The sequence below is a fragment of the Bacillus sp. THAF10 genome, assembly GCF_009363695.1.
Classification (GTDB): Bacteria; Bacillota; Bacilli; order Bacillales; family Bacillaceae_I; genus Sutcliffiella_A.
Map to the genome: position 1 here is coordinate 3,428,227 of NZ_CP045403.1, position 19,182 is coordinate 3,447,408.

At 42.5% G+C, this 19,182-nt stretch carries 22 protein-coding genes; all 22 read right to left on the reverse strand.

Going from position 1 to position 19,182, the window contains the following annotated elements; translation table 11 throughout:
• Positions 1-20 precede the first annotated feature (20 nt).
• Positions 21-962 (reverse strand): DNA-binding protein WhiA, encoded by a 942-nt coding sequence (gene whiA, locus FIU87_RS17735; protein ID WP_152445798.1) that lies wholly within the window; start codon positions 960-962, stop codon positions 21-23.
• A 61-nt stretch (positions 963-1,023) separates the two neighbouring features.
• The gene (gene yvcK, locus FIU87_RS17740; protein ID WP_152445799.1) at positions 1,024-1,995 is read right to left on the reverse strand and encodes a gluconeogenesis factor YvcK family protein; all 972 of its coding nucleotides are present in this window, start codon (positions 1,993-1,995) and stop codon (positions 1,024-1,026) included.
• Entirely contained in the window at positions 1,995-2,885 is an 891-nt protein-coding gene (gene rapZ, locus FIU87_RS17745) for an RNase adapter RapZ (protein ID WP_152445800.1), read from the reverse strand. Before rapZ ends, yvcK begins: the two co-directional genes overlap by 1 nt.
• Before the next feature lie 26 nt (positions 2,886-2,911).
• Entirely contained in the window at positions 2,912-3,370 is a 459-nt protein-coding gene (locus FIU87_RS17750) for an 8-oxo-dGTP diphosphatase (protein ID WP_152446644.1), read from the reverse strand.
• Positions 3,371-3,797: 427 nt separating this feature from the next.
• Positions 3,798-4,757, reverse strand: a complete 960-nt coding sequence (trxB, locus tag FIU87_RS17755) for a thioredoxin-disulfide reductase (RefSeq protein WP_152445801.1) — start codon at positions 4,755-4,757, stop codon at positions 3,798-3,800.
• Positions 4,758-4,941: 184 nt separating this feature from the next.
• A complete protein-coding gene (locus FIU87_RS17760; protein WP_172971098.1) occupies positions 4,942-6,417 on the reverse strand; it encodes a tetratricopeptide repeat protein in 1,476 nt (491 codons plus the stop codon).
• A gap of 101 nt (positions 6,418-6,518) precedes the next feature.
• Complete coding sequence (hisIE, locus tag FIU87_RS17765) at positions 6,519-7,139, reverse strand: bifunctional phosphoribosyl-AMP cyclohydrolase/phosphoribosyl-ATP diphosphatase HisIE (protein ID WP_152445803.1); 621 nt, start codon at positions 7,137-7,139, stop codon at positions 6,519-6,521.
• Positions 7,136-7,894: an imidazole glycerol phosphate synthase subunit HisF gene (hisF, locus tag FIU87_RS17770; RefSeq protein ID WP_152445804.1), complete on the reverse strand. Its 759-nt coding sequence runs from the start codon at positions 7,892-7,894 to the stop codon at positions 7,136-7,138. The genes hisIE and hisF overlap by 4 nt, the downstream gene beginning before the upstream one ends.
• The gene (hisA, locus tag FIU87_RS17775; RefSeq protein ID WP_152445805.1) at positions 7,895-8,623 is read right to left on the reverse strand and encodes a 1-(5-phosphoribosyl)-5-[(5-phosphoribosylamino)methylideneamino]imidazole-4-carboxamide isomerase; all 729 of its coding nucleotides are present in this window, start codon (positions 8,621-8,623) and stop codon (positions 7,895-7,897) included.
• A 1-nt stretch (position 8,624) separates the two neighbouring features.
• Positions 8,625-9,257, reverse strand: coding sequence for an imidazole glycerol phosphate synthase subunit HisH (gene hisH, locus FIU87_RS21290; RefSeq protein WP_152445806.1), 633 nt, complete (start codon positions 9,255-9,257; stop codon positions 8,625-8,627).
• Entirely contained in the window at positions 9,258-9,845 is a 588-nt protein-coding gene (hisB, locus tag FIU87_RS21295; protein ID WP_152445807.1) for an imidazoleglycerol-phosphate dehydratase HisB, read from the reverse strand.
• A 12-nt stretch (positions 9,846-9,857) separates the two neighbouring features.
• A complete protein-coding gene (gene hisD, locus FIU87_RS17790; RefSeq protein WP_152445808.1) occupies positions 9,858-11,135 on the reverse strand; it encodes a histidinol dehydrogenase in 1,278 nt (425 codons plus the stop codon).
• A 3-nt stretch (positions 11,136-11,138) separates the two neighbouring features.
• Entirely contained in the window at positions 11,139-11,768 is a 630-nt protein-coding gene (hisG, locus tag FIU87_RS17795) for an ATP phosphoribosyltransferase (protein WP_152445809.1), read from the reverse strand.
• Entirely contained in the window at positions 11,765-12,949 is a 1,185-nt protein-coding gene (locus FIU87_RS17800; protein ID WP_152445810.1) for an ATP phosphoribosyltransferase regulatory subunit, read from the reverse strand. The genes hisG and FIU87_RS17800 overlap by 4 nt, the downstream gene beginning before the upstream one ends.
• Before the next feature lie 224 nt (positions 12,950-13,173).
• Complete coding sequence (locus FIU87_RS17805; RefSeq protein ID WP_152445811.1) at positions 13,174-13,686, reverse strand: acyltransferase; 513 nt, start codon at positions 13,684-13,686, stop codon at positions 13,174-13,176.
• Positions 13,679-14,329, reverse strand: a complete 651-nt coding sequence (gene ppaX / locus FIU87_RS17810; protein WP_152445812.1) for a pyrophosphatase PpaX — start codon at positions 14,327-14,329, stop codon at positions 13,679-13,681. Before ppaX ends, FIU87_RS17805 begins: the two co-directional genes overlap by 8 nt.
• Positions 14,319-15,263: a nucleoside recognition domain-containing protein gene (locus tag FIU87_RS17815; protein ID WP_152445813.1), complete on the reverse strand. Its 945-nt coding sequence runs from the start codon at positions 15,261-15,263 to the stop codon at positions 14,319-14,321. The genes ppaX and FIU87_RS17815 overlap by 11 nt, the downstream gene beginning before the upstream one ends.
• A gap of 51 nt (positions 15,264-15,314) precedes the next feature.
• On the reverse strand, positions 15,315-16,154 hold the full coding sequence (lgt, locus tag FIU87_RS17820; protein ID WP_152445814.1) for a prolipoprotein diacylglyceryl transferase: 840 nt from the start codon (positions 16,152-16,154) through the stop codon (positions 15,315-15,317).
• Positions 16,155-16,177: 23 nt separating this feature from the next.
• Positions 16,178-17,116: an HPr(Ser) kinase/phosphatase gene (hprK, locus tag FIU87_RS17825; protein ID WP_152445815.1), complete on the reverse strand. Its 939-nt coding sequence runs from the start codon at positions 17,114-17,116 to the stop codon at positions 16,178-16,180.
• Between the two features lie 281 nt (positions 17,117-17,397).
• Positions 17,398-17,754 (reverse strand): phage holin family protein, encoded by a 357-nt coding sequence (locus FIU87_RS17830; protein ID WP_152445816.1) that lies wholly within the window; start codon positions 17,752-17,754, stop codon positions 17,398-17,400.
• Positions 17,754-17,954, reverse strand: a complete 201-nt coding sequence (locus FIU87_RS17835) for a PspC domain-containing protein (RefSeq protein WP_152445817.1) — start codon at positions 17,952-17,954, stop codon at positions 17,754-17,756. The genes FIU87_RS17830 and FIU87_RS17835 overlap by 1 nt, the downstream gene beginning before the upstream one ends.
• A complete protein-coding gene (locus FIU87_RS17840; protein WP_152445818.1) occupies positions 17,951-19,144 on the reverse strand; it encodes a DUF4097 family beta strand repeat-containing protein in 1,194 nt (397 codons plus the stop codon). Before FIU87_RS17840 ends, FIU87_RS17835 begins: the two co-directional genes overlap by 4 nt.
• Positions 19,145-19,182 lie beyond the last annotated feature (38 nt).

The following is a 19,182-nucleotide window of genomic DNA, read 5'->3' on the forward strand; positions in this document are numbered from 1 at the left end:
TTCATAGAAAAAGATATTGTTTAAACAGTTTCACCTGCACGCAATTTTTCGGCAATTTCATCGATTTTCCGTAGTCTGTGGTTAATTCCAGATTTGCTAATCGCTCCTCCAGACACCATTTCCCCAAGCTCTTTTAATGTAACATCTTGATAGGTGACGCGGAGCTCGGCAATTTCCCTTAGTTTATCAGGGAGAATCTGTAACCCTACCGTGTTGTCAATATAGCGGATATTTTCCACCTGTCTGATGGCCGCACCAATTGTTTTGTTTAGGTTTGCGGTTTCACAGTTGACTAGACGGTTTACAGAGTTTCTCATGTCCCGGACAATTCGGATATCCTCGAATTTTAATAGCGCCTGGTGTGCACCAATGATACTTAAGAACTCGGCAATTTTTTCTGCTTCCTTTAAGTAAGTGATGTAACCTTTTTTCCGTTCTAATGTTTTACCATTTAGATGAAAGGTATTCATGAGTTCACATAAAGATTCATTATGTTCATGGTACAAAGAAAATATTTCAAGATGATAGGAGGAAGTCTCTGGATTGTTGACTGAGCCCCCTGCTAAGAAGGCACCTCGTAAATAAGAGCGTTTACAACATTTTTTAGAGATTAACTCTCCGGAAATGTCACGAACAAAGGTAAAGCCATCCTTTAAGATCTTTAGTTCATCTAATATATAATGTGCTTGTTCAGCATAACGGACGATATAGACGTTATTTTTCTTCAAGCGCATTTTTTTACGAACCAAAAGCTCCACTGTTACATTATAGATTCTCTTTGTTAATGTATAGATTCTGCGAGCAATGGCGGCATTTTCCGTTTGAATATCTAATATCAATTTCCTATTAGAAAAGGATAAGGAGCCATTCATCCGGATGAGCGCCGCAAGTTCGGACTTTACACAACAATCTTTTGTTTCAATCGTTGTTAGTTCTTTTTTGGTTTCAGACGCATAGGACATCGTTTTCACCCCCAATGTAAAAGGTTATTTGGTGTCTGCAGGGATAAAACGGCCCGCTAGCTTAGTAGGAAGCATCCACATTGAGCATGGAGTATAGCAGGGCAGCGACCTTTTGAGTATCATGACGAATGACGCCATCCTCATAGCGGATAATTTTATCATGGACAATTTCAAGTCCCAACGAGGATAAGGCCGCAATATCATAAACTACAGGTGTTGCAGACTCTTTTTTATAGCGAAGTGCAATTTCATCTGGAATGCCTTCGTCGTTCACTAATATCGTATCAATAAAGCTACAGCCAAGGTGCTTATTTAATGCTTTGACGTGATCACTTGCGGTGTAGTCCAAGGTTTCACCAGCTTGGGTCATGACGTTGCAAATATATACTTTCTTGGCGCTAGAGTTACAAACAGCCTCTCCAATTTTCGGAACAAGCAAATTAGGTAAAATGCTTGTGTATAGACTCCCTGGTCCTACAATAATCAAATCGGCCTTTTGAATCTCTTCAACAGATTCCATTAATGGCTCCACATTTTCTGGAGTGAGGAATACTCGCTTTATTTTTTGACCTGTTGTAGGGATTTTTGATTCGCCAGTGACTACTGAACCGTCTTCCATTTCTGCATTTAGTACCACGCTTTGGTTTGCAGCTGGCAGGACCTTTCCTCTGACATTTAGCACCTTGCTCATTTCCCGAATCGCATGGACGAAATCACCTGTAATGGTGGTCATAGCCGCCAGTAAAAGGTTTCCTAAGGAGTGACCAGAAAGGCCATTTCCGGTTGCGAAACGGTGCTGAAAAAGGTCCTCTATCAAAGGCTCTACATCAGATAAGGCGGCCAGGACATTTCGAACATCCCCAGGAGGAGGAATATGAAGCTCGTCACGCAATCGTCCTGAGCTTCCGCCATCATCTGCTACTGTAACGACTGCGGTGATTTCTACATCATAATGTTTTAAGCCTCGCAATAGGACAGGAAGGCCTGTACCTCCGCCTATAATCACTATTTTCGGCAACTTTGGTCGTTTCATTAGCGTTTTCCCTTTCGCTTTTCAATATCTCGGTGTGTAAGGAGTGTATCATATTCATCCTTAAAATGCTTGGCAAAGTACTCTGCAAGCGTAACAGAGCGATGCTGCCCTCCTGTACAACCGATTGCCAACACTAATTGACTTTTGCCTTCTCGCTTGTAATACGGAAGCATGAAGCTCAATAGTTCTGTCAGCTTTTCAATAAACTTTTGTGTTTCCGACCATTTTAGGACATACGAGGAAACCTCTTCATCCAAACCTGTCATTGGTCGCATATGATCAATATAATGTGGGTTTGGCAGGAAACGCACATCAAACACCAAGTCAGCATCTATCGGGAGACCATATTTAAAGCCAAAGGAAACGACATTCAATTTAAAGGTTTGTTTGGAGTGAGTAGCAAATTGTTTGAGGATTTTATCTCTAAGCTCGCGTGGTTTCAAGTTGGAAGTATCCAAAATCAATTGTGCACGGCCCTTCATTTCTTCGAGTAATTCACGCTCATGCTCAATTCCTTCAAGTGGGAGACCCGTTTTTGCTAGTGGGTGGGATCTTCGTGTTTCCTTATATCTGCTTACTAGAACGGAATCCTTGGCATCTAGAAACAGAATTTGTGGAGTGACCCAAGAAAGCTCAGAAATGTCATCAAGTGCTTCAAACAGACTATCAAAAAACTCCCGTCCGCGTAAATCCATCACCAATGCTACTTTATTCATTTTATTGCCGGACTCTTCCATAAGCTCCAAAAACTTTGGCAGCAAAGTCGGCGGCAGGTTATCTACACAGAAAAAACCTAGATCTTCTAAGCTTTGAATGGCAACCGTTTTGCCTGCACCACTCATTCCTGTGATAATTACTAATTCTACATCACTACTTGTACCTGTACTCATGGTGTTCCACTCCCTCTACTTTTCGTTCAATTCGGATCAAGACGATAGGATAGAAGCTCAAAATCTGGTGTATACGTAAACGTTCCATAAATCATCCCAGAGCCCTTCATCAGATAATCGAGAATATGATAATCACCCGGTGCCATTGGAAGCTTCCCTACTTCCTCCTGCTTATGCCACTCGAGTTTTCCCTCTTCAGATTCTGATACATTTTGGCCATCGAACTCTGTTGCAAGAAAGGTAAACATCATCCACTCTGATACAATGTCATTCCCATCTTTTATGATAAAAGTGAAAACTCCCTTAAGAGCTGGATTTTTTAAGTATATGCCTGTTTCTTCGCGATACTCTCGTACAACCGAGTCCTTGATGGATTCCCCTTGCTCCATTTTTCCCCCCGGAGCAACCCACCAGCCTCTTCTCGGCTTTTGTAAAAGGAGGACCTGATCGTCTTTTGTTAAAACACAGTTTGTTACTCTTTGCATCATTACAACCCCTTTTATGCATAAAAAATATATCTATAATTACAAACGGAGCCTAGTGTGTCTTTTTTCATTTTACAGGAAAAAGACGCTTTTAGACACAAGAAAGTTCTACAAATTACTGAACACTTCTATAAGGTACCGATTTCAGAATTCTTGTAAGCGCTTTTAAAGTATTGTAGCCTTCTTTCTCATATTATACAAATTCGACATTAATCCTTTTATTCCTATCGGATTTGTTGTAAAAAAGCATAAAAAAAGGACACGGGAAAAAGGGAAACCCGTGTCATCCACTATATTTATAAAAGGGGGTCAATTACTATTTATATAATAACCGATAATTGTTTCAGTGCTGTTACAGACCGGTTAAAGGGTAGTTACGTTTTGGTTAAAGGGATGTTTCGACAGCTTTTTTTATAGTTCGACATACCTATTTTTGGGAAGTTTTTGCTTTTAATTCCTCTAGAAGCTCTTCTACATAGTGCTGTGCACTTTGAGCAGCAATACTTCCATCTCCGGTTGCTGTAACAATTTGACGAAGTGTTTTTTCGCGAATATCTCCAGCAGCGTAGATACCTGGAATTTTTGTTTCCATTTTTTCATTGGTCTCAATGTAGCCCATGTCATTAGTAATTCCAAGGTTTAAAAATGGCTTTGTCAACGGAAGCATTCCAACATAGATGAAGACACCATCTGTTGTGAATTCTCTTTCCTTGCCATCTTCCGTGCTTACAAGCGTAACACTTCCAACCTTTCCGTCCTTTTCATTGATTTCTTTAATTGTGTGACTCCAGATGAAATCAATTTTGTCATTATCAAAGGCACGCTGTTGTAGAATTTTTTGTGCTCGTAACTCATCACGACGGTGAACAATGGTAACCTTTGAAGCAAAGCGGGTTAGGTACACGCCTTCCTCTACTGCTGAGTCTCCACCACCAACAACGACTAGCTCTTTGTTTTTGAAAAATGCTCCGTCACAAACTGCACAGTAGGAGACACCGCGACCGCCAAGCTCTTTTTCACCAGGAGCTCCGATTTTCTTATACTCTGCACCACTAGAAATGATGATCGTACGTGCTTTATACGATTTGCTTCCAGCATTTACTGTCTTATATTCTTTCCCGTCCGTTACTTCCTTCACATCACCGTAAGCATACTCCGCTCCAAATTTTTTCGCATGCTCAAACATTTTTGTGGAAAGCTCTGGCCCGAGGATATGGTCAAATCCTGGGTAGTTTTCTACCTCTTCTGTGTTTGCCATTTGACCACCCGGCATCCCACGCTCAATCATCAAAGTACTTAAATTCGCACGAGATGTATACACGGCTGCAGTCATCCCTGCAGGACCAGCTCCAATAATTATGACATCATAGATTTTTTCTTCCGTCATGTTGTACACTCCTTTTTGACAAGGTTTCTTGTTCCTATAATGAAAAACCCTTTATTCATCTAAGTTAGATTTTCGGAATATCTATCTTAAAGTATTCCCAGTTACTATCCTATATAACAGATGGTTTTCAGTCTACTTTTCTGCTCAGCAATAAACAAAAAACCGAAACCCCAAAGGCTTCGGTTTATTGTTCATCAAGTTGGGAATCAATCGCTTCTAGTTCTTTGCTGTATTTTTGAACCGTGCTGACGGAAACATCAAAAAGCGCTGCCGCTTCTTTTTGACTCATCGTAGTGCTTGACTCTTTATACCAACGATAGGCAAATGCTGCTGCAATTGCTTTTTGGTTTTTAAAGCTAACTTCTGCATCACTTTGATGTACTCGCACGAGAAAAGTATGCCAATCCATCATAAGCGGTTGCTTCAGTGTTTTACTAAAATAAAGCTGAGCAATGGCATACCCATTTTTAACTAATGTAGGAGCATTCTTTTTCTTATGTGCAGCATATTCCATGTACTCCTGAATCACCGGAGGCTGTTCAAGCGTATCCATTTCTCTTTGCATAAAAGAAAAGGCGCGTTCACGATCCTTGTCATTCTTTGATACACTAGTAAAGAAAATATAGGTTAAAATCTCTCCAACTTTATCTGAAACAGATTCAGCTTCTTCTTCACGCCATGGGTGCGTCCCTTTTTTTTCTGGGTCAAGTTCAACCAACTTATCCCAAGCTTGTTCTGCCACGGTTTGCTTTTCCACATAATAGGCAGAAATAGAAAGCCAGTAATAAAACGTGCTGTCTCCTTGGAACCCATTCTTTTGCAAGGAACGGAGCCATTTATAAGCCACTTCATATCTGCCAATCATCCCAAGTGTCGCACCAAGCTTATAGCGGTGTTCCATTAATATTGGTTTTACCTTCTCCAAACGATCGGCAAGCGCATCGACCTCTTCCCATCGACCTTCTCGGTAGTAAAAAACGAGCAGGTTACATAGCGCATGGAGATTGCCTGGGTTTTTCTCAAGAATTTCCTCGATTACCTGAGATGCTTTTTGTGAATTTCCTTTATAGAAATGTGCCAATGCCAGGTTGTTATAGGCAGACCAGAATTGCGGATATTCAGCAATTATTTGCTTTAACAGCTTAATTGCTTCGTCAAATTGCCCAGTCTCTAAAAGGCCCTTTGCATTCTCCTGCATAACGATAAGTTGATCCTGATCATCTTCTAAGTCGGTCATGTCGTCCACTTCAATTTCAAGGAGATCAAGTAAATCTTCGGTATCCTCTAGAAACTCTCCGTCTGGTTCTTTTTCTAAGTATGCTTCAGCATGCTTTCTAGCCTCTTGAAATAATCCAAGAAAGGCATAATTATTAGCCATAAAATAATGACAATCATACATGTCAGGAGCAAGCCCATTCACAATGTTTTGAAGATAATCATTGGAGCGCTGATATTCACCAAGCTCTGTCAGTACGATTGCTAACTGACATAGGATCGATGCATTATCAGGCTTCATCGCTTCAGCGCGTTGCAGCCATTTTCTCGCTTTATATAAATCCCGCTTTCGATAAGCGCGGATGCCTTTTTGATAAAAATAATCACCATTTTGCGCAAATGGGATGACCTTTGCTTCAGGTTTTACATTTGAGTATTTTCCCATTTTAGCCTCCATCAGTTCTTTCTTAACCTTGGTAGTATAACATACGGAGGCCTTGAAAGACAGGAGGGATTTTTTTCAATTTCGTAAAGGAAAGACTGCCTTTACTTGGCATGTCGTTCTTCTAGCACAGCCAATACTTCTTCAAGCTTAACGTCCTGCTCGTTTAACAACACCATCACATGGAATAATAGATCCGCAACCTCCCAAGTTAGCTCACTCTTGTCCCGGTTTTTCGCAGCGATAATTACCTCTGATGCCTCTTCTCCGACCTTCTTGAGAATCTTATCGACACCTTCTTTAAATAGGTAGGTTGTATAGGAGCTCTCAGGCATCTCTTGTGCCCTTGATGCTATCACTGCCTCCAAGCGGGCTAAGATGGAAGAGGATGTCGGTTGCTTCGTTTCTAGCACAACTTCATGAAAACAGCTCGTTTCCCCTTTATGACAGGCTGGTCCTTTTGGTTCCACTAGCACAAGCACTGCATCCTGATCACAATCATAGCGCATCCCTACCACGCTTTGAGTGTTTCCAGATGTCGCACCTTTATGCCAAAGCTCTTGGCGAGAACGGCTCCAAAACCAGGTCTCACGGGTTTCAACGGTTTTCACCAGCGACTCACCATTCATGTAGGCAAGTGTTAACACCTCTTTGGTTGTTGCATCCTGAACAATGGCAGGCACAAGTCCTTTTTCATCGAACGTCACTTCTTCTAGTCTGATCATCGAACCTGCACTCCTTTTTCCTTTAAGTAGCTCTTCACTTCTTTTACCGATGTTTCTTTGTAGTGGAAGATGGACGCAGCAAGTGCAGCATCTGCCGCTCCTTCCTCAAATGCCTCTAAAAAGTGTTCGGCAGCTCCAGCTCCCCCAGAAGCGATAACAGGAATACCCACTGCTTCACTTACGGCTTTCGTTAGCGAGAGGTTAAAGCCGTTCTTTTCACCATCACTATCCATGCTCGTAAGTAAAATCTCGCCGGCACCAAGCTTTTCGGCTTCTTTTGCCCAAGCGACAGCTTCCCATTCCGTTTCTCTTCTACCACCATGTGTAAACACTCGCCACGAGCCAAGCGTTTCATCATATTTTGCATCCATAGCCACTACGATGCATTGTGAACCAAAGTAGTCTGCTCCTTCTTTAATCAACGCAGGATTTAGTAAAGCAGCGGTATTTAAGGAGACTTTATCCGCACCTGCCCTCAGCATCCTTTTCATATCGGCCAGCTTGTTAATTCCCCCTCCAACGGTAAACGGAATGGCAAGGGTGGCGGCAACCTGTTCCACCACATCCACCATCGTTTCTCGTCCTTCATGAGAAGCCGAAATATCAAGAAACACGAGCTCGTCTGCTCCTTCTTGATCGTAAAACTTAGATAATTCAACAGGATCGCCAGCATCCCTTAGTCCTAAAAACTGAATGCCTTTTACCACCCGTCCATCCTTGACATCTAAGCACGGGATGATTCGTTTTGCGAGCATTTATTTCACCTCAATCAACGCTTGTTCAAGATTTATTTTATTGGTGTAAATAGCTTTACCGACAATGGAGCCAGCTACCCCTGTATCTACGTATTGTCGCAACGCTTTTAAATCTTCAAGAGAACTCACTCCACCTGAGGCGATGACTTCTGCACCGGTAGCCCTGGCAAGCTCTGCAGTTGCTTCAATATTTGGTCCAGAAAGCATTCCATCTGTTGCGATATCAGTGAAAATAAAGGTTTTCGCGCCTGCTTCAGCTAGTTCTTTTCCTAATTCAGTCGCCTTGAAAGTGGATGTTTCCACCCAGCCCTCTGTTGCGACAAAGCCATCTTTTGCATCTAAACCTATGGCAATTTTTTCTCCATATTTCCTCAGCATCTCACAGACAAAGGCAGGATTGTTAATTGCAGCACTTCCTAGGATAACTCGGTCCACTCCCTGTGACAAATAGTACTCGACATCGGAGGCTGTTCGAATCCCTCCACCAATTTGCACCTTTACTGGTAATTTGCGCGCAACGTCAAGGACAAAGCTGTCATTTACAGGCCTGCCTTCTTTCGCCCCATCCAAATCCACCATATGGATCCACTCTGCTCCTTGCTTGGCAAATTGCTCTGCCATCTCATAAGGTGAGTCCCCATATATCGTTTCTTTCGTATAGTCCCCCTGCAAAAGACGAACACATTTACCTCTACGCATATCTATTGCCGGATAGATGATAAAACTCATATTATCTCTCCTCTTCCTTTACCAACTTGACGAAGTTTTCTAGAATGGCCATTCCGGTACTGCTGCTTTTTTCGGGATGAAATTGCGTTCCAAAAACATTTCCTCGCCCCACAACCGCGGGTACTTCTTCATGATAGCTACTGCTTGCCAGCAGCTCATTTTTATCGTATTGATCCACATAGTAAGAATGAACAAAATACACATAATCTTCTGGGACACCTAGTAAAACTGGGGATGGTTGTTGAAATGCAAGCAGGTTCCAGCCCATATGCGGAACTTTGTAGGAGGCTCCCTGTTTGGAAACTCCAGAAAAACGCTTTACCTTTCCTTTTAATAGCGACAAGCCCTTTGTTGGTCCATTTTCATCACTTTCTTCATATAAAAGCTGCATGCCAAGACAGATGCCTAGAATTTTTTTTCCGCGGCTCGCTTCGTCCTTGATAAATGCATCCAGGCCTGTTTCCTGTAAAATGGCCATGGCATCTCTAAACGATCCCACACCCGGAAGGAGAAGAGCGTCTGTTTCAAAAAGCACGTCTTTGTCGTTAGAAAGAAGGTAATCTGCACCGATTCGTTCCAATGCCTTGCTGACACTGTACAAATTCCCCATTCCGTAATCAATGATGCCAATCATCTATAACATTCCCTTCGTTGACGGTACTCCCTTAATTCTTGGATCAATCATGGTTGCTTCATCCAACGCTCTGCCAAGCGCTTTAAAAATCGCTTCAATAATATGATGCGTATTCGTTCCGTAATGAACGATTACGTGCAGATTCATGCGAGCTTCAAGCGCAAGCTTCCACAAAAATTCATGAACTAGCTCGGTATCAAAGGTTCCCACCTTTTGACTTGGAAATTCCGCACGCATTTCAAGATGCGGTCGATTGCTCAAATCGACTACCACCTGTGCAAGCGCCTCATCCATTGGCACAAATGCATTTCCGTATCTTTTTATCCCCACTTTATCCCCAAGGGCATCCTTTAGCGCCTGTCCAAGGGAAATACCAATATCTTCTGTTGTGTGGTGATCATCAATATCCACATCTCCGTTTGCCTGTACAGTAAGATTAAATTGACCATGCTTGGTGAAAAGGTCGAGCATATGGGTCATAAATGGCACCGGTGTCTCGAGCTGTGCCGTTCCCTCTCCATCCAATGCTAGCGTAAGCTCTATCTGTGTTTCCTTCGTTTTTCTATCAATACTTGCCATCCTCGTCATCTGAAACGCTCCTCACTTTTGCTTGTTAGTAAAACGTGCTTCTACTGCCCGTGCATGTGCTTCTAGTCCTTCTAAACGGGCAAAAGCGGCGATTTTATCCACATTTTCCTTTAATGCTTGTTCGCTGTACATGATGATGCTCGATTTTTTCATAAATTCATCCACAGATAATCCACTAGAAAACCTCGCTGTTCCGTTGGTCGGCAACACATGATTTGGTCCTGCAAAATAATCCCCAACAGGCTCCGAGCTGTATCTTCCTAAAAAGATCGCCCCTGCGTGCTTAATATATGGTAATAGTGTCATAGGCTCTGAGGTCATCACCTCTAAATGCTCGGGAGCAAGCTCATTGACAACGCGAATCGCTTCTTTTAAGGAGCTTGTGACGAAAATTTTCCCGTAGGAATCGATAGAAGCGCGAGCAATCCTTTCACGAGGAAGACCTGCAAGCTGACTCTCCACTTCCCTTGCCACTTCTTCAGCTAGCTGAACCGAGGTTGTTACCAACACGCAGGATGCGCGTTCATCATGCTCTGCTTGTGATAGTAAATCCGCAGCAACCTCATTCGGTACTGCACAATCGTCTGCAAGGACCACAATTTCGCTTGGTCCGGCAATGCTATCAATATCCACAAGTCCATAGACTTCTTTTTTAGCAAGTGCCACAAAAATATTTCCAGGTCCCACTATTTTATCCACAGGTGCGATTGTTTCTGTTCCATAGGCGAGCGCAGCAATTGCCTGGGCTCCGCCAACCTTGTAGATTTCTTCCACACCAAGTATATCTGCTGCCACAAGCACTGCTGGTGGTAGCACCCCATCTGCATCCGGTGGACTTACCATGGCCACTCGTTCTACGCCGGCAACCTGTGCTGGAATAACGTTCATTAACACAGACGATGGATAGGCCGCCTTGCCGCCTGGCACATAGACTCCGACTGCATCAAGTGCTGTTACTTGCTGTCCAAGAATTGTGCCATCCTGCTTTGTGGATAACCACGATTCCTTACGCTGTTTTTGGTGATAATCCCGAATATTTTCCGCAGCATCCTGAATAATGTGAATAATCTGTGGAGAAACAGCCTCATATGCATCTTTTATCTCTGCTTTTGTTACTTTAAGTGTGGATAACCGTGCACCATCCCACTTTTCTGTGTAAGCGAATAGGGCGCGATCGCCGTCTTTTTTTACCGAGTCCATTACAGCTAGGACCGCTTTTCGTTGTTCCTCTGTTCCTTGATCAAGCGAGCGGCGTAAACTCACCGTTTCTTCGACTTTTTCTATCTTCATCGCTTATTCCTCCCCAACAACCCTTGCTAACCGTGACACGAGCTCATCAATTTGCTCATCCTTTAACCGGTAACTCACAGGATTCACAATGAGACGTGAGGTGATATTCACAATCCGTTCAAACTCTACTAAGCCATTTTCTTTTAAAGTCCGACCTGTGGATACAATATCGACAATTCGATCAGATAATCCAATGAGTGGTGCAAGCTCAATCGAGCCGTTCAGTTTCACTATCTCCACCTGTTCGCCTTGCTCTCGATAGTAGCTAGAAGCGATATTGGGATATTTGGTGGCAATTTTCGGTGCAACATCCTTCATTTCCGTTCCAGGAAGCCCTGCAACTGCCAAGTAACATGCACTAATTTTCAAATCTAGAACCTCATACACATCCCGTTCCTCTTCTAGCATGACGTCCTTTCCTGCAATCCCAATATCCGCAACACCATGCTCGACATATGTGGTAACATCCATCGGCTTGGCTAAAATAAACCGCATGCTTTCGCCCGGCACATCAATAATAAGCTTTCTGGAGTCTTCTAAATCTGGTGGAATATCATAGCCTGCTTTTACCAGTAGTGCGGCTGCTTCTTCAAAAATTCTTCCCTTTGGCATCGCAATAGTAAGATTGTTCATGACTGAATCTCCTTTCTTGCTTTTCCAAGGAAAAAGCTCACCTCTTGAAATGCTGCTGTAAAAGCATCCACATCTTCTACCCCGACAATATCCTGTAAGATTACCTTTTCCCCTACTTTTCTTTTTTGTGTGGCAAACGCAATAGCCTCATTTTTTCTTTCCTGACTAAACAAAACACCATGGATAACCTGCTCGGCTTTTTCTACTCCTCTAGCTTCTAATAATCGATCTAGGTGAATGCCAAAACCAGTGGCTGATTTTTCACGGTTAAACTTTTCAAAAAGCTTGTCGTACCTGCCTCCATTCCCAATTGGAAAGCCGATATTTCCTGCATAAGCCTCAAAAACAATGCCTGTGTAGTAGCTCATATGGCTGACAATATTTAAATCTAGCTTTACTGCGTGTGTTACTCCATAAGCTTCAAGGATTGTCCAAAGCTGCTCTAATTCTTCTAACGCTTTTTTCCCAGAGGAACCGTCGAGCACTTCCTTTGCCTGCTGAATACTAGAGATGTCCCCTCTTAGCTTTAACAAATCCAAAAGTCGTTTTTTATCAATGGAGGATAAAGATAGAGCCTTCACGTGCTCCCGATACCCTACGTAATTTTTTTCATAAAGATAGCGTCGTAGAATTGCCGCTCTTTCCTCTGTGCCGACAATATCAAGAAACATCTCCTGCAAAAAGCCAATATGTCCGATAGCAACCTTGTAGGTAGACATTCCAGACTGCTCTAGGAGCTCAACAAGCAATGCAATCATTTCCGCATCCGCGCTAATGGAACGATCTCCAATACACTCCACGCCTATTTGTTCAAATTCTGCTGGTCTTCCGGCTTCGTTTTGCTGAGCTCTGAACACATTAGCGGAATAGGCAAGGCGCTGTGGGTAGTCAGAATCTACAAGCTTAGAAGCAGCAACCCTAGCAATTGGCGCTGTCATATCCGGTCGTAACACAAGTGTGTGACCTTGTTGATCTAGTAGTTTAAATAGCTGCTGATCTAAAATGGCGGAAGCATCACCAACCGTTTCATAATATTCTAGCGTTGGGGTTTCCATAAACCGATAGCCCCAATTCCCAATCTCGGTTGTAATCGTATCTTTTAATGCTTTTTTTGCTTCATATAATGAAGGAAGCGTATCCCGCATTCCTAGTGGTTTTTCAAACATAAACAGTTTTGACATGTGGATACCCACCTTTTTAAAATAATCTGAAATCCTTTAGTTCGCTAATATGGTAACATACTAACAAAACAGATGTTCAAGGTCAAGGATAATATACAAACTCTTCAGCAGTGGCCTAGGCACACGGAGCAAATTTACGGAAAGCAACCCAACATGTTACCATACCCTTAAATAGCTTTAGATAAAAAAAGACACTTTATCCACAGTGGATAAAGTGTCTCCTATTAAAGCTTCAAACGCTCCTGCATCTCTTCTTTTGTATAAATCACCCTCATCGGATTTCCGCCAACAAACACACCCTCAGGCACATCTTTATGTACTAGCGTTCCAGCCGACACCACCGCACCATCCCCGATCACCACTCCAGGAAGAATCGTCGTGTTAGCTCCAATCATGACCTCGCTCCCAATCTTCACTTCACCTAGACGATACTCCTTGACTAAATATTCATGAGCTAGAATAGTGGTGTTGTAGCCAATAACCGTGTTTTTTCCAACACTAATTTTTTCCGGAAACATGACATCCAGCATGACCATCAAAGCAAACGAGGTTTGGTCTCCTATCTTCATCTTGAGGAAATTCCGATAAAGCCAATTTTTCATCCCAAGAAATGGGGTATATCTCGAAACTTGAATCACCAGAAAATTTTTCACGACTTTGAAAAACGGCACCGTTTTATACACATGCCAAAGTGAGTTTGCTCCTTCTACAGCGTAACGGGTCGTCCTTCTACTCACCTTGATTCACTCCAACTACAGGCAAGATGTCCTTCATATGGGTTAGCAAATAATCCGGTTCAAAGGACTGCAGAAAATCAATCCCTTTTATCGTCCAGCTTACAGCAGCTGTTTTTGTTCCAGCATTTTTTCCTGCCAGTATATCGTGATAGTTATCTCCAACCATAATTGCTTCAGCTGGTTGAGATCCTAGCTGTTGAAGCGCAAGATGAATCGGCTCTGGATCAGGCTTGGCATTTTTCACATCATCTAAGCAAACGACCACATCGAAAAATTGATCTAGCCCTGTCAGCTTTAACCCCATCACAACTGTTTGGCGCATTTTTGTAGTCACAATCCCAAGCTTTAAGCCCTTTTCATGAAGAAGTTTCACCGTTTCAAAAACACCATCAAACTCTTTTACAAGCTCATCATGCTTTGCCATGTTGAACGCTCGGTAATAGCTAACCATCTCATCCACTTTTGTTTCGTCCATTTTTACAAAGGTATCATACAGTGGCGGCCCGAGAAAAGTTAACACGTCCTCGCGCGCATATTGATTTGGATAATAATAATCCAATGTATGCAAAAATGACTCAATGATTAAATCGTTCGTATCAATAAGTGTTCCATCAAGATCAAATAATACGGTATTAATGGTCATAGGTAGCTTCCTTTCCTTTTGCAAAATCCATCCGCTTCCACACATACGCAATGAACATTGTCAGTATGATTGCCGTCAAAATTCTTATCACTAATAACGGCCAAACCGGTATGCCAAGCGGAATAAATATTAACGTGTCCTCTACCACAGCATGACAGGCAACGAGAAAAATAAACGCTAACGTTAAATCCCGCTTACTTACATTATCCTCTTTTGCCGCCTGAATCATAACTCCTGCTCCATAAGCGAGCCCAATTAACAGCCCAGCAGCCATGGTCGTTGAGGTATTTTCTTTCATTCCAAGCATTCTAGTAAATGGTCCCATCCATCTTGAAAACACATCAAGCCAGCCAAGTTCTTTCATGTACTGAACTAAAATCATGAGTGGAATGACAATGATCGCTAGCTGTATGATTCCCATTAATCCACGCTGTGTGGCGTCTAAAAGAATAGGGACAAAGCCAGTCACCACTTCTTCTGATTTAGCGACCATTCCGTACTGAGCAAGCTCCCCTCCACCCTTCCAGGCAAGATTAATGAGCAAGGCAGAAACAAAGGCTAGCCCAAGTCTGACAGCAAGGATCACCCATATCTTCAAGCCAACCTTTGCAGCAACTGTCGACTCGACCAGAAGGTTATGAGAAAAAGAGAGCATCACAGCTAAAATAAAGACCTCTTTGACGGTGAGATCCAGGGTGAGGATCGCACCTATTCCCGCATAGAGATTTAGAAAATTCCCAATTACAAGCGGGATGGCCGCTTCCCCGGAAAGGCCAAATATTCCCATGATTGGTTCAATCGCGCGAATGATATATTGAAGTACAGGTGTATGCTGAAGGATGCCGACTAACAAAGTCACCGGAAAAATGACTTTTCCGAGTGTCCATGTGGTTTGCAATCCTACCTTCAGCCCTCTTTTGAACGTTTGTAGCATTCTACTTTCCCCTCCCGAAGCTGTCGAACAAAGTGAGCAACGTGGAGGCTCTTACTTTGCTGATTTAGTTGGAGATGCTTCGTGATCCAAATACCGCTGATTAGCATAGCCTAGCACTCTTCTAATGACAATCAATGCAATCGCTAAAAGAACTAACGCTATGGAAATAACCTGCGCAATTCGCAATGTTTCCGTAAGCATCAAGCTGTCCGTACGCAACCCTTCGACAAAAAAGCGACCAACGGAATACCATATAACATAGCTTAAGAATAGCTCTCCACGTCTAAGATTTACTTTTCTTAGTAGTAGCAGGATTACAACCCCTGCTAGATTCCAAAGAGATTCATACAAGAAGGTAGGATGATAATACGTTCCATCTATGTACATTTGATTCACGATAAATTCTGGCAAATACAATCCCTCAAGAAACTCCCTCGTCACAGGTCCGCCATGTGCCTCTTGATTCATGAAATTCCCCCAGCGACCAACTGCCTGCCCAAGGATAATACTTGGCGCAGCAATATCTGCAAGTTTCCAAAACGAAACATCTCGAACTTTTGCAAACACAGCTCCTGTCACAACGGCTCCAATTAACCCACCATGAATGGCAAGGCCACCCTCCCAGATCTTGATGATATCCCCTGGGTTTTGAGAGTAATGATCCCATTGAAAAATAACATAATAAAGACGTGCACAGATGATAGCTATCGGGATAGCAAATAGAACAAGGTCAATAAAAATATCCTTATTAAGCCCTCTTCTCTCTCCTTCTCTCGTGGCTAGCCATAAGCCAAGCAATGCTCCAGTCCCAATAATGGCACCGTACCAATAAATAGTGATCGGCCAGTCAATCAGGATAGGATCCAGCGGCTGGATGTTACCAAAAAACATATTCCCCACACTCCATATTCTATTTAGATGTCTTCTTGCTCATTTTCACTATTAATTACACCTGACAGACGATTGGAAAATTGCTCTGCAGCATTCATTCCCATTCGTTTCAGTCGGAAATTCATCGCTGCTACTTCAATGATTACAGCAAGGTTTCGTCCAGGGCGGACCGGAACCGTCAGCCTTGTCACATCCGTATCAATGATTTTCATCGTTTCCTCGTCCAACCCCACTCGGTCGTACTGCTTGTTTTTATCCCACAGCTCAAGGTTGATGACAAGCGTAATCCGCTTATAGCTCCGCACCGCACCAGCACCGAACAAGGTCATCACATTTATAATGCCAAGACCTCTGATTTCTAAAAGATGCTCAATTAACTCTGGAGAATTCCCTATCAACGTATCTTGATCCTCTTGCCTAATTTCTACACAGTCATCAGCTACAAGACGATGCCCTCTTTTGACCAGCTCAAGTGCGGTTTCACTTTTACCAACCCCACTTTTTCCGGTAATCAACACACCAACACCGTAAATATCGACAAGCACCCCATGTACAGCCGTTGTTGGTGCAAGCTTTCCTTCTAAATAATTGGTCAGATGCGAGGAAAGCCTTGTGGTTTTCATTGGCGATCTCATGAGTGGTACACTTTCGTATTCCGCTGCTTCCAACAATTCCTTAGGCACTTCCATATCGCGTGAAACGATAATGCCTGGTGTGATATCGGTACAAAGCTGACTCATACGATCTCTTTTTTCTCTTGGCGTCAGCCTTTCAAAAAAAGAAAGCTCCGTTTTTCCAAGCAGCTGAATGCGCTCAGCTGGATAATATGTAAAATAGCCTGCCATTTCTATTCCTGGACGAGAAATATCACTCGTCGCGATCGGACGGTTAATTCCCTCTTCCCCGGCTATTACTTGAAATTGAAATTTCTCAATCAAATCTTTCGTCCGAACCTTTGGCAACGTCAAGCCCTCCTTTATTCTTACCATACTAAAATTAATCTGTTCTCATTTTAGCACTATTTGTCTTTTTTATTAAGTGTGGAGAACTTAGGAGGTGGATTGAATTGCAGAAACGGATTTTTTAGTGGGAGAAGGGCGTTGACTTGAAAGATGATTAGAGGGGCGCTATTCTTCAGTTGGGACGAGCTTTTCTCTCTAAACGAACAAACCTATCTTAAATTCATCACCTCACAAAAAAACGGGACTGAATAAACATCAGACCCGTACTTACAAGCATTCCATTATTTTTTCTGCAGTGGCTCGACAATCACTTTTTGAATTAGCAAATTTAGAAGGGAGATAAGGATGGCTGCGAGTATTGCCATGCCAAAGCCATCAATGTTAAAGCTGTCCCCCATAAGCCAAGACGTGAGCATCAGCGTGATTGCATTAATCACAAATAAGAAAAGCCCTAAACTTAAAATTGTAACTGGCAATGTCAACACAACTAGAATCGGTTTGACAATCGTATTTAACACCGCCAAAATCAAACTCGCAACTATCGCAGCGCCCATCCCACTTAGCTCAAAAGAATCAAAATAACCTGCTATCACAATTAATACTAACGCATTTATAAGAATACTAAGCAGCCACTTCATTAGCGAATCTCAGCTTCTTCATTTGGCATAAGGAACATCAATACAAAGTACGTAATGATTAAAGGCATCACACCTGTTGGAAATAATAAAATAATAAAAATTACACGAAGGAGGGTAGAATCCACTCCTAAATATTTTGATAAACCTCCAAGTACACCCGCTAGTTTACGGTCGTATTTGGAACGGATAAGACGTTTCATTCTGCTTTCACCTCGTATGGTTTAATTAGAATAGAGCCTGTTGTTGTTTCAGCCATGATATACGTTAAAGGAGCATCCTCTTTTTTCACTTTAAAATGAAGGGCTTTTTGGACCACTTCGTTTTTCTCCTCCACCACATTCATCCCAGGTATTTCACAAGAAAAGTTTCCGAGATTACTCTTGAGCTCTGCCTCGATGGCATTCGCTGTTGAAAGGAAAAGATCGACGCTTCCGGTTTTCGTTTTTGTTGAAATGGAACGAGCAGCATCACCCGTAAGCTCAGTGACAATGTTGCCGTTGAAACTTTGCAGTTCCAGCTTTTCGACATCTCCTTTAACCTTTAGCATGCCATTGATTGTTTCAGCCTCAATTTCTTTGGCATTACAATCTATAAGCTTGATATGACCGTTAGCTGTTTCCACTTCCATCGAATCACTTTGCAATCTCTCCCAAGCAATGGAGCCATTTGCTGATTTAAGCTTCATCGACTTTACATGTAATCCTTCCCCGCTAATGGGGCCATTAAACATGCGAACATTTAACTGCTCATAGTCTCTCTCAGGAACATATACAGTAGCATTAACCTTGATATGCTTCTTTTGTACGGAGAACCGGAGCTTGCCAGCTTCTATCGAGAATAGTACTTCGCTTAAAAATGCTTTTCTCGCAGCATCTTGCGTATCCTCTTCATACACCTTCGCTTCGCAATCAATCTTTACATCATTCTCATTCCACGGTACGACCTTCACTGATCCGTTTGCGACATCCAAATCGATGTGCTCTAGGTGCACATCTGATTGCTGAAATGCGTGCTGAATGGAAATGGATGGTCCGAAATTAAAATCAAGATCTAAGTCCTTAATTTTTTGAAGCGCACTTCCGACGAAATCCAAAATATTATTTTTAAAAGAGGAGGCCTGTTTGCTGTAAGAATCGAATTTAGATTTATCAAAGGAACTACCACCTTTAGCATGGGAGCCGGAAAACATTTTAGTGGATAATGCTTTAAACAGGTTATCCTCTGCTTCTTGTGAACCCCTTGCATTCTTCGTTAATTCAGTCACAAGCTCATCCTGCTTTTGTCTGCTCTCTTCACTATTTTTCTCCAGACTTTCTAATAAAATGATTCCTTCCTCTGCTGTCAACTTGCCTTCTTCTACCAGCTTCAAAATTCGTTTGCGTTCTTCCATTCCCGTTTCCTCCTCTTTGTTTGACTATAATTTGTATA

What these genes read in the sequence shown, in the direction of transcription:
- hisF (WP_152445804.1), bottom strand. Translation starts at nt 7,894, where the DNA reads ATGCTCGCAAAACGAATCATCCCGTGCTTAGATGTCAAGGATGGACGG.
- FIU87_RS17815 (WP_152445813.1), bottom strand. Translation starts at nt 15,263, where the DNA reads ATGCTACAAACGTTCAAAAGAGGGCTGAAGGTAGGATTGCAAACCACA.
- FIU87_RS17750 (WP_152446644.1), bottom strand. Translation starts at nt 3,370, where the DNA reads ATGCAAAGAGTAACAAACTGTGTTTTAACAAAAGACGATCAGGTCCTC.
- hisIE (WP_152445803.1), bottom strand. Translation starts at nt 7,139, where the DNA reads ATGATCAGACTAGAAGAAGTGACGTTCGATGAAAAAGGACTTGTGCCT.
- hisH (WP_152445806.1), bottom strand. Translation starts at nt 9,257, where the DNA reads ATGATTGGCATCATTGATTACGGAATGGGGAATTTGTACAGTGTCAGC.
- FIU87_RS17830 (WP_152445816.1), bottom strand. Translation starts at nt 17,754, where the DNA reads ATGAAGTGGCTGCTTAGTATTCTTATAAATGCGTTAGTATTAATTGTG.
- FIU87_RS17800 (WP_152445810.1), bottom strand. Translation starts at nt 12,949, where the DNA reads ATGTCAAAACTGTTTATGTTTGAAAAACCACTAGGAATGCGGGATACG.
- yvcK (WP_152445799.1), bottom strand. Translation starts at nt 1,995, where the DNA reads ATGAAACGACCAAAGTTGCCGAAAATAGTGATTATAGGCGGAGGTACA.
- FIU87_RS17835 (WP_152445817.1), bottom strand. Translation starts at nt 17,954, where the DNA reads ATGAAACGTCTTATCCGTTCCAAATACGACCGTAAACTAGCGGGTGTA.
- hisA (WP_152445805.1), bottom strand. Translation starts at nt 8,623, where the DNA reads ATGAGTTTTATCATCTATCCGGCAATAGATATGCGTAGAGGTAAATGT.
- rapZ (WP_152445800.1), bottom strand. Translation starts at nt 2,885, where the DNA reads ATGAGTACAGGTACAAGTAGTGATGTAGAATTAGTAATTATCACAGGA.
- hisG (WP_152445809.1), bottom strand. Translation starts at nt 11,768, where the DNA reads ATGAACAATCTTACTATTGCGATGCCAAAGGGAAGAATTTTTGAAGAA.
- whiA (WP_152445798.1), bottom strand. Translation starts at nt 962, where the DNA reads ATGTCCTATGCGTCTGAAACCAAAAAAGAACTAACAACGATTGAAACA.
- ppaX (WP_152445812.1), bottom strand. Translation starts at nt 14,329, where the DNA reads ATGACCATTAATACCGTATTATTTGATCTTGATGGAACACTTATTGAT.
- FIU87_RS17840 (WP_152445818.1), bottom strand. Translation starts at nt 19,144, where the DNA reads ATGGAAGAACGCAAACGAATTTTGAAGCTGGTAGAAGAAGGCAAGTTG.
- FIU87_RS17760 (WP_172971098.1), bottom strand. Translation starts at nt 6,417, where the DNA reads ATGGGAAAATACTCAAATGTAAAACCTGAAGCAAAGGTCATCCCATTT.
- trxB (WP_152445801.1), bottom strand. Translation starts at nt 4,757, where the DNA reads ATGACGGAAGAAAAAATCTATGATGTCATAATTATTGGAGCTGGTCCT.
- lgt (WP_152445814.1), bottom strand. Translation starts at nt 16,154, where the DNA reads ATGTTTTTTGGTAACATCCAGCCGCTGGATCCTATCCTGATTGACTGG.
- hisD (WP_152445808.1), bottom strand. Translation starts at nt 11,135, where the DNA reads ATGAAGATAGAAAAAGTCGAAGAAACGGTGAGTTTACGCCGCTCGCTT.
- hisB (WP_152445807.1), bottom strand. Translation starts at nt 9,845, where the DNA reads ATGACGAGGATGGCAAGTATTGATAGAAAAACGAAGGAAACACAGATA.